Source organism: Vibrio sp. G-C-1 (assembly GCF_021728015.1).
GTDB lineage: Bacteria > Pseudomonadota > Gammaproteobacteria > Enterobacterales > Vibrionaceae > Vibrio > Vibrio splendidus.
On the sequence record NZ_JAKKCR010000021.1, the window covers coordinates 25,304 to 41,113 of the forward strand.

Consider the following 15,810-nt stretch of genomic DNA (forward strand, 5'->3'; position numbering starts at 1 on the left):
TACGCAACTTCTTCCGAGGATTAGAGTATTCTACACAGGACAGCGATTGGGATCAAAAAGGATTGGTTGCAAGCGGTGACTAGCTAATACTTAAAACGCATAAACAAGGTGATGCGTTGGCGTCACAAACCTACTGAGTAAATATTAAAAGGAAGTAAGCAGGTATAAAAAAGAGGTACCTGAGCACCCCTATTTTGTTTTATAAGTGGGTTTTAGCCACTTTAGCCGAAGCACTGTTTGGGTACTCGGTAACGACTTGTTGGTAATATTTCTTAGCTTGCGTCGCGTTGTTGTTGCGTGCAGCTATGTCACCAAGCTTAACCAGTGCATCTGCTCGCTTATTTGAGTCTTTGTATGACACAACAGCGGCAAAGCTCTTCACGGCTTCTTTATCTTGCTTCTTAGCAAAATAAAGCTGACCTAACCAGTAGTGTGAGTTAGGTGTGAAGGTTGAATCTGGGAAGTCTTTTTGAAACTTTTGAAATGCTGCGATAGCACCCGTGTAGTCTCGTTGCTTTAGAATCATATCTACAGCATTTTGATAAGCGGTTTGCTCATCCACATCAGTACTGAACGTACCAGAAGCGTCTTTAGAGCCTTCGCTCGCCGCTACTGCTACCGTTGCTGTTCCTGCTGCTTTCACCTCGCCTCTTACACGATCCAGTTCAATGAACAGTTCACGTTGGCGCTCTAGCATTTGCTTCATATCGTAACTGTTTCGTTCCAGCTCACCACGAAGTTCACTGATCTCCAGTGCCATGTCGTCGATTTGCTGTTGCATTTGAAGCTGAACGAGATTGCGATTTTGAAGCAGGCGCTCTAAACGCTCAATATCTGATTCGTTAGATGCAGACGCTGCTCGAGAGGAAGATGATGAATTGGTTGCGGTGCTATTGAGATCGGATACTGGAGCTGGTGCAGCGAACGTAGTGTTCGCTGCACTTGCCAGTAACGAAAGCAAAATGACTCGCTTTGTGTTACTGAACATGAGGCAATTCCTCAATTATATAGTCTACTAAAATTAGTAAACTAGTACTGCGCGACGGTTTTTAGCGTACACATCTTCAGATTGACCTAGAAGAAGTGGCTTCTCTTCACCGTAGCTTACGATAGAGATTTGGTCTGCTTGAACACCTAGAGCTTGTAGGTATTTCGCTACAGCTTGTGCACGACGCTCGCCAAGTGCGATGTTGTACTCAGGAGTACCGCGTTCGTCAGCGTGACCTTCAATAGTAACGTTCATGTCAACGTTGTTGCTTAGGTAAGCTGCGTGAGCTGCTAGAATTTCTTCGTAGTCGCCAGCGATAGTAGAGTTATCGAATGCAAAGTAGATTGTTTGAGTTTCGCGTAGCGCTTGCTCTTTAAGCTCTTGCTCAGACAGTTGAGCGTTAGCATCAATTGGCGTTACAACAGTTGTGTCTACGTTGCCTTCTGAACCTGAAGTTGTTTGGTTGCTTTCAGTACCTGAAGTTGCAGATGTTGCTTCATCAGTTGAGCTACATGCCGTTACTGCCATCACTGGTAGTGCAATCATCAAGCCTTTAAGAACTTTGTTAAGTTGCATCTTTTTTTCCTTACGTTATCAAACTTAGTTTCTACAGCGACTAAGTGCTATAGATAGTTAATTGCCACAATAGTTAACACTATCAATAGCTAAAAGAATGTATCACTCTAACTAGAGGAACGGTGACCATGCAGGCGCTCTTACACGTCCGTTGGTTGCCGGTAATCTAGCTTTAAAACGGCCATCGATAGAAACCATCGATAGTACGTTAGTTTTGTTGTAAATAGAGCTATAGATAACCATACCCCCATTTGGTGCAATACTTGGAGATTCATCTAACAATGTCTTTGTTAGCACCTGAACCGCACCGGTTTCCAAATCTTGCTTAGCCAAGTTAAAACCTGAGTTGCTACGATTAACCATGATTAGGAATCGACCATCAGGGGTGATCTGGCCACCTAAGTTTTGGCTACCTTGCCAAGTAATACGAGATGTCGAATTATTGGACAAATTTACATTATAAATCTGTGGTTTACCACCACGATCCGATGTGAAAATAAGAGACTTGCCATCTGGGTACCAGAATGGTTCCGTGTTATTAGAACGGCCGCGGGTAATTTGAGTCAGCTTACGGCTAGCAAGGTCAAGTGTGTACACCTGAAGGCTGCCTGTTTTAGACAATACCAATGCCAATGTTTTACCATCTGGCGAGAATCTTGGCGCACCATTATGACGAGGGTATGACGTTACTTTCTCACGCTCACCCGTGTAAATATTCATGATGAATATTTCAGCTTGGCCATTTTGGAAACTCACATAAGCAAGCTTTTTGCCATCTGGTGACCATGCCGGTGACATTAGAGGTTGCTTAGAACGAAGCACCAAGCGCTCGTTAAAACCATCGTAGTCAGCAACACGAAGTTGGTATGGGTATTTATCTTTGTCGTTCACTACCACATAAGAAATACGAGTTAAAAACGCGCCTTTCTCACCAGTTAGTTCTTCATACACTAAATCAGAAATACGGTGTGCGTACTCTCTCAAGCGTTTACCCGGAACCGTCGCTTTCTTATTGAACAACACGTGATCTTTAGAAAGTACTAATTGGCCTTCATCGCTGAGTGCACGGCTTTGTCCTTTGGTCAGTTGACCACGAACAATGTCAATCAACTGGTAGTTGACTACATATTGCCCTTCAGCATTTTTAGTGATGCTACCGGTTAGCAATGAATCAACGCCTAAGTTAGTCCAAGCATCAAAATCCACCTCACTTTCGCTGTAAGGCGTCTGTGGCATCTTGCTTGTTGCAACTGGGCTGAATTTACCACTGCGTTGTAAGTCAGAAGCAATAACCGCTGATACATCGTGTGGCAATGGCTCTGCACCTTCCCAACGGAAAGGGACAATAGCGATAGGTCTTGCGGAGTTAATACCGTCTGTAATAACCAGCTCCAGTGCCGCGTGTGCAAACTGGCTGCTTGTAGCTATTAAGAAAACAAAACTCAGTAATAGTTTCTTTAACACAAGTTCGTCCTTTTACTCTGGTGATACAGTTAAGTTAATGTCTTTCAGTGATTTCACAATGTCTGGGTCTTTCGGCAACGGGTAAGATTGCACTTGTGCCACAGCACGCTTGGTTGCTGCACATAAACGGCTATCGCCATCTAAGATACTTAAGCTACCCAATATCGCGTTAGAGCCCGTTGGAATCAGCTTAAGGTTCACTCGACATGAGCGTCCTCTATAGCTGTCTTCTAACAACAGGTTCTGCTGAATCAGTTGGGTATAAATAGCGCCGTAACGCTGTGCTTCATCACTAATAAACTGTTGTCTTGCTGAAGAGTTTTGAGTCGATTCAGTCTCCAGTCCAGCAAAGATGTCGTTCAATGCTGCTTCTTGCTGTTTACGCTCTTTTTCAGCTTTTGCTGCAGCTTCTTTTGCTTTGCGCGCTTTCTCCGCTGCGGCTGCCGCTTCTTTCTCTTTCGCTACACGTTGCTTTTCAGCACGTTCAGCGGCTTCTTTTTCTTTACGAGCTTTATCTGCAGCTTCTTTCGCGGCCTTTTCTTTTGCCACGCGTTCTTGTTCAGCTTTAGCAATCGCCACTTCTTTGGCTTTGCGCTCTTTTTCCGCTTTCACAACCGCTGCTTCTTTCAATTTACGATCAGCTTCTGCTTTAGCGGCTTTCTTTTGTTCTTGCTTTAAACGAGCCTCTTCAACTTTACGTTGTTTTTCATTCTCAACTCGACGCTTTTCAGCTTCGCGAGCGGCTTTCGCTTCTTTGGCTTGCTTTTCTTTCAGCTTTCGAATGTTCTCTTCTTCAGCTTTACGATTTTTTTCAAGTCGTTCGCTTTCGCGTCTTAGTTTGTCTAGACGCTCTTGCTCTTTCTTACTCGCTGCTTCTCTTTGCTGGCGAATCTGTTGAGCTTGTTGGCGAACCAACTGAGGATCAATCACCACGGCTTGAACCATCTGCCCAGTAGGCTTTGGTTCCGACATCGTGAAATCCGCCCCCCAAATAAGCGCAACGAATAAGATGACGTGCAGCCCAAGAGAGATAAGAAGCGGTGATCTAAAATTATTGGATTTCTTATTATTCGCTTTCATGAATGCTACGGAGCTATTCCCTTATATCCGTTAATAGGCCAACCTTTGGCACACCTGCACGGCTTAATTCATCAAGTAATAAAACCACTTCAGCGTAAGGCGTTGCGGCATCACCACCAACCGCCACTGGAGAGTTTGGCTTAAGAGACAGCTCGGCTTTCACTCTGACGATAATGTCTTCCATTGATAAGCCACGCTGTACTTCTTCGTTATTCACACTCAAACCAAGCTCACCGTCTTTGTTCACTTCAACGATAATAAAGCTCGCATTGTCGTCACCCAATAGATCTTGTGCAGACTGAGCCGTTGAAGCCTTAGGCAATTCAACGTCTACGCCTTGAGTAACGAATGGCGAAGTCACCATAAAAATAATCAGCAAAACAAGCATAACGTCGATGTAAGGTACAACGTTAATCTCTGCTGTCATTTTGCGTTTTTTAGGTTGGTATCCGGCCATCTATTATTCCCTGCCAGCCATCGCTTGACGGTGAAGAATACTGTGGAACTCTTCAGAGAAAGTCGCATAGTTGTGCTCTAGCTTACCGACTCGACTGCTAAAGCGGTTGTAAGCCATAACAGCAGGAATTGCTGCAAATAGGCCCATTGCTGTCGCGATCAGTGCCTCTGCAATACCAGGAGCAACCATTGCTAATGTCGCTTGCTTCACTTCACCTAATGCGATGAATGAGTGCATGATGCCCCAAACCGTACCAAATAGGCCGATGTATGGACTGATAGAACCGACCGTTGCTAGGAAAGGTAAGTTGGTTTCTAGCTCGTCTACTTCACGGGCAACCGCTACGCGCATTGCACGGCCAGTACCTTCCATAATGAAGTCAGGAGATGTTGCATTCGATTTACGAAGGCGAGCAAACTCAGTAAAGCCTGCGTAGAAAATTTCTTCAGTACCAAAAAGCTCGTCTTTGCGCTTATTGCTCTCTTGGTACAGTTTTGCGAGATCAACGCCTGACCAGAACTTATCTTCAAATACGTCAGTTTGTTTAGAAGCTTGAGATAATACTTTACTTCTTTTTATGATCATTGCCCAAGAAACAACAGACATGCCCATAAGAATCAGCATGACCATCTTAACTAGTAAGCTAGCTTCTAAAATTAGGCCTAAGATTGAGATTTCAGCAGTCACTATTCGTTAGCTCCGTGAGAATAAATGTTGGCATTGCTTTGGGTTTCATTTTTTGATTATCGATACATGCTACCTTAACCATTGCTTTACACAATGCCTTGCCATCAGGATTTACGATCTCTTGACAGAAGACCAAGGTAGCTCGCTTCAACTCGTAAATATTTGTAATGACTTGTAAAGAATCATCAAGTCGCGCACCTTGAATAAAATCAATGTCCATATGTCGGACTACGAAACCGATATTTTGTTCTAACAAGACTTGCTGAGAGACGCCAATTGAGCGCAACATCTCAGTTCGAGCGCGTTCGAAAAACTTAAGATAGTTTGAATGGTATACAACACCACCTGCATCGGTGTCTTCGTAATACACTGTCACTGGCCACGTAAATGGCTTAGATATTCCCTGCAATTTGATACCACAATCCAAAACGATAAAGATCTCACTATAACCTAACTCCTTATCATTAATAGTATATCGCTGTGAATTTTTTGATTTAATAGACGAAAAAAAAGGCCATCTGTATAAGATGACCTCTTTTTGGCTAAAAACCCAACAAGTATAAAGGTTCACGTTGTTATGAACCTAAATCCTTTGCCTTTTATAGAAGGCGCAGCGTCGTTAGGTAGAGCAAAATTGTGAGTGAAACGTATGGGCTAAACAGTAGCTGCCACATCCAAGCTCTAGGCTTAAATCCGATACCGTAAACCATGCTTGAGCACACTGCCCAAATGAACATTGGCCCGATGATCGCGTTAAAGCCACCGATACTTGTCGCATACGCTTCAGGATCCCACATCACTAAACCAACATGCATGAAACCCAATACGAGGGATAAAACTCTTAACAGAATCTTATCCATTGGTTGATGCAGTTTAGCGATTTGCTCCGCGAGATTACTCACTGTCTTTATCCATCATTTCTGAATGCTCTAACCATAGAGCATTGATGATGCCGAATGCACATGCTAGAAGTACACCCAAAATCCATGCGAAATACCACATAAAATTTCTCCTAAGTTATTTAACTTCTAGCTTAGTAAGCTGAAACGTCGTTATCTTCGATGTGTTTCTTATCTAGACGACCGAACATTTTGTAGTATGTCCAAGTTGTGTAGCCAAGAATCACAGGAACCATTACCGCCGCAACTCCGGTCATAAGACCAAGCGTTAGCTCACTCGCTGTTGAATCCCACATAGTCAAACTATGGCTAGGGTTCAGGCTTGATGGCATTACGAATGGGAACATTGCAAAACCAGCCGTTAAAATAACACCAGCGTTAGATAGGCTTGAGAACAAGAATGCGAAACCACCACGCTCAAAGCGAGATGCAATCACAGCAAGCAGTGGCATTACTACACCAAGAATCGGTGCAGTCCACATTGCTGGATACGTTTCGAAGTTTGTCATCCAAGCACCAACTTGAAGTGATACTTCTTTGTTTAGTGGGTTTGAATCAGCAAACGTATCGATAGTGCTTGTAATAACATAGCCTTCGATAGATTGAACCCAGAAACCACCAATAATGAACAGAGCAATAGCAATTAAGCCAGTGATCTGAGCAACGTTACGAGCGCGACTGTGCAGCTCTTCTGTTGTCTTCATTTGAAGCCATGTTGCACCTTGCATCACGAACAACATTAGAGCCAACACACCACAAAGCAATGCAAACGGGTTTAGCAGAGCGAAGAACGTGCCATGGTACTTAGACATCATAAACTCGTTCAGGTCAAATGGAACACCTTGTAATAGGTTACCAAATGCTACACCGAAGATGATTGGTGGTACTGTGCCACTAAAGCAAAGTGCGTAGTCCCAAGTTTTGCGCCATTTTGGATCTTCGATCTTAGAACGGTAATCAAGAGCAAGTGGTCGTAACCAAAGCGCTGCTAACGTCGCGTACATTGCGAAGTAGAAGCCAGAAAACGACGTTGCGTAAACCAGTGGCCATGCAGCAAACAATGCGCCACCCGCAGTGATAAGCCAAACTTGGTTACCATCCCAGTGAGGGGCAATCGTGTTTAGCATAATACGGCGTTCAGTGTCGCTCTTACCGATAACAGGAGAAAGAGCTGCAACACCCATATCGAAGCCATCAGTTACGGCGAAACCAACCAGTAGAACACCGATCAATACCCACCAAATAAGTCGTAAGCTTTCGTAATCAAACATAATATTCCCTCACTTATACTTCGACTGAACGGCTAACTTTGTCTTCAACAGAGTTATCGTTTTGTTCGAAGTGGTAACGGCCTGTCTTTAAGCTACTTGGACCTTTACGTGCGAATTTCAGCATTAGGTAAACTTCAGCAATCAAGAACACTGTGTACAGTGCAAGAATCGCGAATAGAGAAGTCCAAAGCTGTTCAATAGTCAGTGCTGATGCAGCAACGTTAACCGGTAGGATTTCACCAACCGCCCATGGCTGACGACCAAACTCAGCAACGAACCAACCTGCTTCAATCGCAATCCAAGGAAGTGGGATTGAGAATAGCGCCGCTTTAAGTACCCATGGTTTTTGTTCGATCTTCTGACGACACGTTTGAACAAACGCCGCACCGAATACAAACAGCATGATGAAGCCACAAGCAACCATCAGACGGAATGACCAGAATAGAGGCCAAACAGTTGGGATAGAATCATCCGCAGCCATTTGGATTTGGTCTTCTGTTGCATCAACAACGTCGTCTGTGTAGCGCTTAAGAAGCAGACCGTAACCTAGGTCACCTTTCACTTCGTCGAACGCTGCAATGTTTTCTTCAGACTTGTCGCCTGAACGTAGCTTTTCAAGTAGCTCGTATGCGTACATACCAGTACGGATACGATCAACGTGATCATCACGTAAGTCACGCAGGCCCGTTACTTCAGTATCAAGCGAACGCGTTGCGATGATACCCATTACGTAAGGGATTTTAATTGCGTAGTCAGTATTCATTGTTTCTTGGTTTGGAATACCAAAAACAGTAAATGCTGCTGGTGCTTCTTCAGTGTGCCACTCGGCTTCTACCGCAGCGAGCTTCACTTTTTGAACTTCACCAAGCTCGTAACCAGATTCATCACCTAGCACGATTACTGACAAGATCGCCGCCATACCGAAAGATGCTGCAATCGCAAAAGAACGACGAGCAAAGGCAAGGTCACGACCTTTAAGAATGTAGTATGAGCTGATACCAAGGATGAACATTGCACCCGTAGTGTAACCAGACGCTACTGTGTGTACGAATTTAACCTGCGCTACTGGGTTTAGGACAACTTCAGCGAAGCTCACCATTTCCATACGCATGGTTTCAAAGTTAAATTCCGCACCCACTGGGTTTTGCATCCAGCCGTTCGCTACCAAGATCCAAAGCGCTGAGAAGTTAGAGCCAAGAGCTACTAACCACGTTACCGCTAAGTGCTGACGCTTCGACAATCTGTCCCAACCGAAGAAGAAAAGACCAACAAAAGTAGACTCTAGGAAGAATGCAACAAGCGCTTCGATAGCCAGCGGAGCACCAAAGATGTCGCCAACATAGTGAGAATAGTAAGACCAGTTAGTACCGAACTGGAACTCCATGGTTAAGCCTGTCGCTACACCAAGAGCAAAGTTAATACCAAACAATTTACCCCAGAACTTAGTCATGTCCTTGTAAATTTGCTTGCCAGTCATTACATAAACTGACTCCATAATGGCAAGTAGAAATGCCATACCTAAAGTCAGTGGAACAAATAGGAAGTGATACATCGCTGTAAATGCAAATTGCAATCGCGACAGATCAACAACATCAATCATGGTAACTCCTTTGTGTCGGCTGAATGACACTTGTGTGATTATTCACCGCAAAAATCCATGTTAAAACAATTTGTGTAATTGTTATTACAAATTGAAATTTGTAGCAAAAACGTACCGTTATAGTTAGATTATTGTTAAGCATGAGCTAATATAGCTGGCGCTAATATTACTGGTAAAATCAGTATGTTTCAAAAGGTTTATAGGAGAACCTTGCGTTGATTTGTATCAATTTTATTCGAGCAAATTAGAGTTATTTTTGTACAATCATGATTAAAATCACACCAATTTAGCCTCTGTTAATAACAGCGCATGATATCTGTGACAAAAGCTCAGCACCACTTCAACATACAAATTACAACTACCTATAAAGTATTAACAAAAAATATGACAACTTATTTCATTTTTTGCTAGCTAAATCAAACCTGCAATCAAAGTTTTCATTTTTGACAGAGGCTATTCAGCCTTTTTATCGAATCGCTCAAAGAGTTGTTATTCAATAAAAAGCAAAAAATCCCAGCGCTTATGCAACTGGGATCTTTGAAAATGAATAATTTAACGATTAGACGGTTTATCTATTCCAAAGTGTAAATACGCTCTGTCGGTCGCGATTCGACCTCTTGGCGTTCTTTGTAAGTAACCTTGCTGAATCAAGTAAGGTTCCAACACATCTTCAATGGTGTCTCTCTCTTCACCAATCGCAGCTGCCATGTTGTCGATACCAACCGGACCACCACCAAACTTCTCCATGATCGCAAGCAGAAGCTTTCTATCCATGTAGTCAAAGCCTTTGGCGTCAACGTCCAGCATGTTGAGTGCTTTATCTGCAACGTCTGGGCAGATATGTCCATCGCCTTTCACTTCCGCATAGTCACGAACACGACGTAGTAGACGGTTAGCAATACGTGGTGTGCCACGCGCACGGCGAGCAATTTCTAATGCACCTTCAGACTCCAGAGATAGGCCAAGGCAATCTGCACTGCGCTGAACGATATTTTGAAGATCTTCTACTTTGTAGTATTCAAGACGCTGGGTAATGCCGAAACGGTCACGTAACGGAGACGTCAGTGAGCCAGCGCGAGTGGTTGCGCCAATCAAAGTGAAAGGAGGAAGATCAATCTTGATAGAACGTGCCGCAGGGCCTTCACCAATCATGATATCTAATTGGTAATCTTCCATTGCGGGATACAACACCTCTTCAACCACTGGGCTTAGACGGTGGATCTCATCAATGAACAGCACATCATTTTCTTCAAGGTTAGTCAGTAGCGCCGCAAGGTCACCGGCTTTCTCAAGAACAGGGCCTGAAGTGGTACGGATGCTCACATCCATTTCATTGGCAACAATGTTTGCCAACGTGGTTTTACCTAAACCGGGAGGGCCAAAAATCAACAGATGATCCAGAGCTTCATTTCGCATTTGAGCGGCTTGAATGAAAATCTCCATCTGGTTACGAACGTGGTCCTGACCTTGATAGTCGGCAAGTGCTTTAGGGCGTATTGCGCGATCAATGACATCTTCATCTTTAAAGACCGGATTATCCGGTGCAATCAGGCGATCGGCTTCAATCATAAATTCTGTTATTCCTAACTCTGCTCTTCCTGACTCTGCGCTTCTTGACTCTGTGTAAAGGCAAAGTGAATGAGTCTATTTTGTAGAACAAGTATATGAGGTATTAAACCATCGACTTCAGTGCTTCGCGAATCAATTGTTCACTTGTCATGCCATCTTTAGCCACTTGAGCAACAACTTTAGAGGCTTGAGTTGGTTTATAGCCCAGTGCAAGTAATGCGCTTACTGCTTCTTCTTCAGCATCGTGAACTGTTGGCATTGAGTCCATAGGCGCTGCATCCGTTGCAGGCGTAAACAGATCACCTGCTCCCCACCCTTTCAAGCGGTCTTTCATTTCAACGACAAGACGCTCTGCGGTTTTCTTACCCACACCCGGAAGTTTAACTAGCGTAGAGATGTCTTCACGTTCAACACTCTGAACAAACTGGCTAGCGGTCATGCCTGAAAGTATGCCAAGGCCTAGCTTAGGACCTACACCATTTGCTTTGATGACTTCACGGAACAGAGCACGCTCTTTTACCGTATTGAAACCATAAAGTAGCTGCGCATCTTCACGTACGACAAAGTGAGTGTAGATAATTGCCTCTTCGCCAACGTTTGGTAATTCATAAAAACAGCTCATTGGCATTTGTACTTCATAACCAACACCACTGACTTCGATTAGCAACTCTGGTGGCTGTTTTTCTATTAATGTACCGCGTAGGCGTCCGATCACAATTCACTCTCTTGATGGAATATTATTTGAGGGACAGAATATAAAAGAACTGGATGCTTATCCAGTTCTTTGTGTTTATTAAGGTGATTTATTTAAGCTTGCTTAGCTCGGGAAACCACACTATTCAGGCTTTCAACCAGTTCTTTTACCGAAGTAACATGGCCTGTTAATTCAGAACCATAATTGGCCACTAAACCCGATACTGATTTAGTTTCTGCAACACTCTGCGCCACCTCTGAACTCGCGAGATCGAGTTCTTTCAGAGAGCTCATCTGCATTGCCATAATATTGGTGAGCTGATTAACATCTGTTGAGATGGTTTGCACCTCTGAGATGATGCCGTTCATTTCATTCGCCGTAGTTTCAATAATGGCTCGACCGTTTTCTACTTCTTCTTTACTGCGATCTAACAAGGTTCGAATTTCTATTGCTGAATGACTGCTTTTCGCCGATAGCTCTCTCACTTGATCGGCCACCACAGCAAAACCTCGTCCTTGTTCACCTGCGCGAGCGGCTTCTATTGCTGCGTTGAGCGCTAATAGGTTGGTTTGTTCGGCTACGGAAGTAATCAAATCGGCGACTTTCATGATCTCTTGATTACTTTGAATGATCTGGCTGATGGCACTGGTTGAGGCTTCTAGTGACTCAGAGCTCTTTTGCGCTTTGGTTCCAACCGCTTCACTGCGCTCTTTCAGTTCACCCACAAATGAATTGGATTCTTCGATACCTTGAGTCATTTGATGTAGCTGTTGGCTCATCTGTTCTGCTGCACTCGCCTGAGATTCACAATTGATGTTCAACACCTCAACTTGAGCATGCAGATCTTGCGACTGCTGGTCTAAATGAACCGAAACACCTTGTAGACTCTCCGAATTCGAATTGGCTTGGTCGAGCACGATAGAGAGCTGACCTTCACTTTGCGTCGCTTGGTTTGCAACGTGTTGACTTTCTGAAATCGCATCCTCTGCCATTTCGATTGCCACCTCTTTTTGCTTAGCGGTAAAGGCTTGGGCAATGCAGATCACCACCAGCGGCATAATCACACCAGACCAAGTTTCTACCACTACCGCATCGGGGGTTAGCTCAAGTAGAGGAAATGCAAATCCATTGAGATGTGCTGAGGTCATTACCAGTGACACGCCGATAACCAGCCCACTCCAAACTAAGGCGACAATTCGGGTTCCTGATAAGAAAAAAGCAACCACTAACAAAGGCACCCAATAAGCTTGGGTGGAAGCCACAACCCCACCACTTTGATAGATGATGTTCAACGCGTGGACAGCCATGCCGACAAAACCAAAGTTAAGTGCAAGGCTTGGCTTACTCGTCACACGAAGTAGCAGTGCAGAGATCAGTTCGAATACGATAAGAAATACAGATGTGGCGATCAGAAGTTGCTCTTCGTGCTTAGTCCACTTGATTAAGCTATAGACACCTACGAAGAATGCGATAAAAGTGAAGAGTAATAAGATATCGGCTTGTCTGACTTCGTTGTTACTCCACCCATTGCTTTTAGGGAGAAACAGCGTGCGCCACAGCTTGATTGGGTTCATCAGTGATCATCCTTGATTAACTTGTTAGACCTCCGACCAATGTTAATAACATGTTAAATGATACGCAATGTTATTATCTGGGTTCTGTTCGAAAGATCTCATTTCATCAAGGATTTAGGTGCGTATTGTTTTGATATGAGCCAAACGGGGCGTAAGGCTCATCGAAAGAAAACTTCTAGAAAGCGATGGGGGGATTAACGGTAGCGTCCTTTTCTCGCACCTGTCGCTTTACCTGCCAGTGCAATCAAGGTTTTATTGGTGTTAGCGTGAGTGATCGCTACGCCGAGAGCATCGGCAGCATCAGCCTGTGGTTTGGCAGGTAACTTGAGCATGCTCATCACCATGTTCTGAACCATCGACTTATCAGCACCGCCATTACCTGTCACCGCTTGTTTGATCAAACGAGCCGCATATTCATGAACGGGCAAATCTGCATTCACCGCTGCTACAATCGCACTACCACGAGCTTGACCAAGTTTAAGTGCAGAGTCGGCATTTTTCGCCATGAACACTTGTTCGATCGCGAATACGTCAGGCTGAAACTGAGTAATGATCTCACTAACGCCCGCATAGATTTGCTTTAAGCGACCTGGCAGTTCTTTTTCGGAAGTGCGAATACAACCACTACCTAAGTAATATAGATGGCGACCATTTTGACGAATCACGCCATAGCCGGTAATGCGAGAGCCAGGGTCAATCCCTAAGATAATAGACATAACTTCAATACTGATTATTTATACATGCTTTATGAGCTTAGTATATCGAACGCAAAAAAAAATGCCCGTCAAATTAACGGGCATTTCGTTGTTCTGCGAAAGAAAAAGTTCTATCAAAAACTAAGTTTTGTTGAAAGCTTAAGTGCTATTTAAGACTTAAGCTTCATCGAAAACTCACTGCTTGATTAGAAAGTTGAGCTTAATCGTTTGATTAGTCTTCTTTCTTCGCTAAGTTAACAGCGATTGCTAGCTCTTCCAGTGATGCTGGGTTTGCTAGGCTTGGCGCGTCTGTTAATAGACATGCTGCAGCTGTTGTTTTCGGGAATGCGATAACGTCACGGATGTTCTCTGTACCACAAAGAAGCATTGCTAAACGGTCAAGACCGAATGCTAGACCTGCGTGAGGTGGCGTACCGTACTTAAGCGCTTCAAGTAGGAAACCGAACTTCTCTTGCTGTTCTTTAGCTTCGATGCCTAGGATACCGAATACAGCCGTTTGCATTTCTGCGCTGTGAATACGTACAGAACCGCCGCCTACTTCGTAGCCGTTGATTACCATGTCGTAGGCATCAGAGTTAGCTGCTGCTGGGTTCGATTTTAGCTCTTCCGCGTTCACACCAAGTGGTGATGTGAATGGGTGGTGCATAGCGTGAAGGTTGCCTTCGCCATCTTCTTCGAACATTGGGAAATCAATAACCCAAAGTGGAGCCCACGCTTTCTTATCTGTTAGCTCTAGGTCATCACCTAGCTTGATACGAAGTGCGCCCATTGCTTCAGCAACGATGTTCGCTTTATCTGCGCCAAATAGGATGATATCGCCAGATTCAGCTTGAGTGCGCTCAAGAAGACCGTTGATCACGTCTTCGTTTAGGAACTTAGCAACTGGAGATTGGATACCTTCCATGCCAGCAGCACGGTCGTTAACCTTCATCCAAGCTAGACCTTTCGCGCCGTAGATACCTACATGTTCAGCGTAACCGTCGATTTGCTTACGAGTTAACTTAGCGCCACCCGGTACACGGATAACCGCTACGCGACCTTTTTCGTCGTTCGCAGGGCCAGAGAATACTTTGAACTCAACGTCTTTAACTAAGTCAGCAACGTCTACTAATTCTAGTGGGTTACGTAGGTCTGGCTTATCAGAACCGAAACGACGAATCGCTTCAGAGAAAGGCATTACTGGGAATTGGCCCAGTTCAACATCTAGAAGCTCTTTCCACATATCGTGAACGAGCTTTTCAGTGATGTTGCGCACTTCTTGAGAAGACATGAACGATGTTTCGATATCGATTTGAGTAAATTCAGGCTGACGGTCAGCACGTAAATCTTCATCACGGAAACATTTAACGATTTGGTAGTAACGGTCAAAACCAGACATCATCAGCAATTGTTTGAACAGCTGAGGAGATTGAGGAAGTGCGTAGAAGCTACCTTTGTGAACACGGCTTGGTACTAGGTAATCACGAGCGCCTTCAGGTGTCGCTTTCGTTAGTACTGGTGTTTCGATGTCTAGGAATAGGTTCTCGTCTAGGAAACGACGAACGAAGCTAGAAGCACGTGCACGAAGCTTAATACGATCGCTCATTTCTGGACGACGAAGATCGATGTAACGGTACTTTAGACGCTGTTCTTCAGAGTTCGTTTGGTTGAAATCTAGTGGAAGCGCTTCTGAACGGTTGATGATCTCTAGGCCAGTCGCGTAAAGCTCAACTTCACCTGTCGCCATATCTTTATTTACTTGGCTGTCAGGACGAACACGTACTTCACCAGTAAATTTGATACAGAATTCATTACGTAGTTGGTTAGCGATCGGAAAGATATCTTTCATATCTGGATCGACAACAACCTGAACGACGCCTTCACGATCTCGCATATCGATAAAGATAAGACCGCCTAAATCACGGCGACGGTTTACCCAGCCGCACAATTCTACAGTTTGTCCCGCCAGGGACTTGTTCAGGTTACCACAGTAATGGGTACGCATAATGAATTTCCCAATCTCTTAATTATTTACTAGTTTCCAAGCTGTCAGTGGTCATTCCACACAACAGAGCAAAGGAACATTTATACGCGGAAACTCGTTTAAAATCGACCTTCCACATTCGAATTTATTGTGTTTTATCTGGCTTTGCTGCTTTTTAGCCCATCAAGTGCGCAAAGATTCATCAAAACCGAAAAAATTGCGCTAATTATATCTCGAAAGTACCTTAATCAGCAAAACTCTCGTAAAGTAGA

At 44.2% G+C, this 15,810-nt stretch carries 16 protein-coding genes; all 16 read right to left on the bottom strand.

All coding sequences use genetic code 11. The annotated features are described in order from the left end of the window. Window positions 1–199: 199 nt before the first annotated feature. The 16 genes from ybgF to aspS all read right to left on the bottom strand — a co-directional run bounded on the left by ybgF (window position 200) and on the right by aspS (window position 15,559). Entirely contained in the window at window positions 200–988 is a 789-nt protein-coding gene (gene ybgF / locus L3V36_RS22345; RefSeq protein ID WP_061021792.1) for a tol-pal system protein YbgF, read from the bottom strand. A 33-nt stretch (window positions 989–1,021) separates the two neighbouring features. Beyond that, window positions 1,022–1,564, bottom strand: a complete 543-nt coding sequence (pal, locus tag L3V36_RS22350; protein ID WP_004736484.1) for a peptidoglycan-associated lipoprotein Pal — start codon at window positions 1,562–1,564, stop codon at window positions 1,022–1,024. 111 nt (window positions 1,565–1,675) lie between these two features. Next, the gene (gene tolB, locus L3V36_RS22355) at window positions 1,676–3,028 is read right to left on the bottom strand and encodes a Tol-Pal system beta propeller repeat protein TolB (protein WP_017078184.1); all 1,353 of its coding nucleotides are present in this window, start codon (window positions 3,026–3,028) and stop codon (window positions 1,676–1,678) included. A gap of 12 nt (window positions 3,029–3,040) precedes the next feature. Continuing rightward, the gene (gene tolA / locus L3V36_RS22360) at window positions 3,041–4,108 is read right to left on the bottom strand and encodes a cell envelope integrity protein TolA (RefSeq protein WP_065681578.1); all 1,068 of its coding nucleotides are present in this window, start codon (window positions 4,106–4,108) and stop codon (window positions 3,041–3,043) included. 13 nt (window positions 4,109–4,121) lie between these two features. Beyond that, a complete protein-coding gene (gene tolR / locus L3V36_RS22365) occupies window positions 4,122–4,565 on the bottom strand; it encodes a protein TolR (RefSeq protein ID WP_004736481.1) in 444 nt (147 codons plus the stop codon). Window positions 4,566–4,568: 3 nt separating this feature from the next. Beyond that, the gene (tolQ, locus tag L3V36_RS22370; protein WP_208775674.1) at window positions 4,569–5,252 is read right to left on the bottom strand and encodes a protein TolQ; all 684 of its coding nucleotides are present in this window, start codon (window positions 5,250–5,252) and stop codon (window positions 4,569–4,571) included. After that, window positions 5,242–5,679, bottom strand: a complete 438-nt coding sequence (gene ybgC / locus L3V36_RS22375) for a tol-pal system-associated acyl-CoA thioesterase (RefSeq protein ID WP_017078182.1) — start codon at window positions 5,677–5,679, stop codon at window positions 5,242–5,244. Before ybgC ends, tolQ begins: the two co-directional genes overlap by 11 nt. Window positions 5,680–5,851: 172 nt before the next feature. Next, a complete protein-coding gene (gene ybgE, locus L3V36_RS22380; protein WP_102447650.1) occupies window positions 5,852–6,154 on the bottom strand; it encodes a cyd operon protein YbgE in 303 nt (100 codons plus the stop codon). Further along, entirely contained in the window at window positions 6,147–6,254 is a 108-nt protein-coding gene (gene cydX / locus L3V36_RS22385) for a cytochrome bd-I oxidase subunit CydX (protein ID WP_000270284.1), read from the bottom strand. Before cydX ends, ybgE begins: the two co-directional genes overlap by 8 nt. A gap of 31 nt (window positions 6,255–6,285) precedes the next feature. Beyond that, window positions 6,286–7,422 (bottom strand): cytochrome d ubiquinol oxidase subunit II, encoded by a 1,137-nt coding sequence (gene cydB / locus L3V36_RS22390; protein WP_102447649.1) that lies wholly within the window; start codon window positions 7,420–7,422, stop codon window positions 6,286–6,288. 13 nt (window positions 7,423–7,435) lie between these two features. Continuing rightward, window positions 7,436–9,022 (bottom strand): cytochrome ubiquinol oxidase subunit I, encoded by a 1,587-nt coding sequence (cydA, locus tag L3V36_RS22395; RefSeq protein WP_004736475.1) that lies wholly within the window; start codon window positions 9,020–9,022, stop codon window positions 7,436–7,438. A gap of 552 nt (window positions 9,023–9,574) precedes the next feature. Further along, complete coding sequence (gene ruvB, locus L3V36_RS22400; protein ID WP_017083931.1) at window positions 9,575–10,591, bottom strand: Holliday junction branch migration DNA helicase RuvB; 1,017 nt, start codon at window positions 10,589–10,591, stop codon at window positions 9,575–9,577. A gap of 103 nt (window positions 10,592–10,694) precedes the next feature. Continuing rightward, on the bottom strand, window positions 10,695–11,306 hold the full coding sequence (gene ruvA / locus L3V36_RS22405) for a Holliday junction branch migration protein RuvA (RefSeq protein ID WP_017076435.1): 612 nt from the start codon (window positions 11,304–11,306) through the stop codon (window positions 10,695–10,697). A 92-nt stretch (window positions 11,307–11,398) separates the two neighbouring features. Next, window positions 11,399–12,859 carry a methyl-accepting chemotaxis protein gene (locus L3V36_RS22410; RefSeq protein WP_102447648.1) on the bottom strand — a complete coding sequence of 487 codons (1,461 nt, stop codon included), beginning with the start codon at window positions 12,857–12,859 and terminating at the stop codon, window positions 11,399–11,401. A 194-nt stretch (window positions 12,860–13,053) separates the two neighbouring features. After that, complete coding sequence (gene ruvC, locus L3V36_RS22415; protein ID WP_008219936.1) at window positions 13,054–13,575, bottom strand: crossover junction endodeoxyribonuclease RuvC; 522 nt, start codon at window positions 13,573–13,575, stop codon at window positions 13,054–13,056. 211 nt (window positions 13,576–13,786) lie between these two features. Next, window positions 13,787–15,559 carry an aspartate--tRNA ligase gene (aspS, locus tag L3V36_RS22420; protein WP_004736469.1) on the bottom strand — a complete coding sequence of 591 codons (1,773 nt, stop codon included), beginning with the start codon at window positions 15,557–15,559 and terminating at the stop codon, window positions 13,787–13,789. Window positions 15,560–15,810: the final 251 nt, after the last annotated feature.

What these genes read in the sequence shown, in the direction of transcription:
- tolA (WP_065681578.1), bottom strand. Translation starts at nt 4,108, where the DNA reads ATGAAAGCGAATAATAAGAAATCCAATAATTTTAGATCACCGCTTCTT.
- tolR (WP_004736481.1), bottom strand. Translation starts at nt 4,565, where the DNA reads ATGGCCGGATACCAACCTAAAAAACGCAAAATGACAGCAGAGATTAAC.
- cydB (WP_102447649.1), bottom strand. Translation starts at nt 7,422, where the DNA reads ATGTTTGATTACGAAAGCTTACGACTTATTTGGTGGGTATTGATCGGT.
- aspS (WP_004736469.1), bottom strand. Translation starts at nt 15,559, where the DNA reads ATGCGTACCCATTACTGTGGTAACCTGAACAAGTCCCTGGCGGGACAA.
- cydX (WP_000270284.1), bottom strand. Translation starts at nt 6,254, where the DNA reads ATGTGGTATTTCGCATGGATTTTGGGTGTACTTCTAGCATGTGCATTC.
- ruvC (WP_008219936.1), bottom strand. Translation starts at nt 13,575, where the DNA reads ATGTCTATTATCTTAGGGATTGACCCTGGCTCTCGCATTACCGGCTAT.
- L3V36_RS22410 (WP_102447648.1), bottom strand. Translation starts at nt 12,859, where the DNA reads ATGAACCCAATCAAGCTGTGGCGCACGCTGTTTCTCCCTAAAAGCAAT.
- pal (WP_004736484.1), bottom strand. Translation starts at nt 1,564, where the DNA reads ATGCAACTTAACAAAGTTCTTAAAGGCTTGATGATTGCACTACCAGTG.
- ruvB (WP_017083931.1), bottom strand. Translation starts at nt 10,591, where the DNA reads ATGATTGAAGCCGATCGCCTGATTGCACCGGATAATCCGGTCTTTAAA.
- cydA (WP_004736475.1), bottom strand. Translation starts at nt 9,022, where the DNA reads ATGATTGATGTTGTTGATCTGTCGCGATTGCAATTTGCATTTACAGCG.
- ybgF (WP_061021792.1), bottom strand. Translation starts at nt 988, where the DNA reads ATGTTCAGTAACACAAAGCGAGTCATTTTGCTTTCGTTACTGGCAAGT.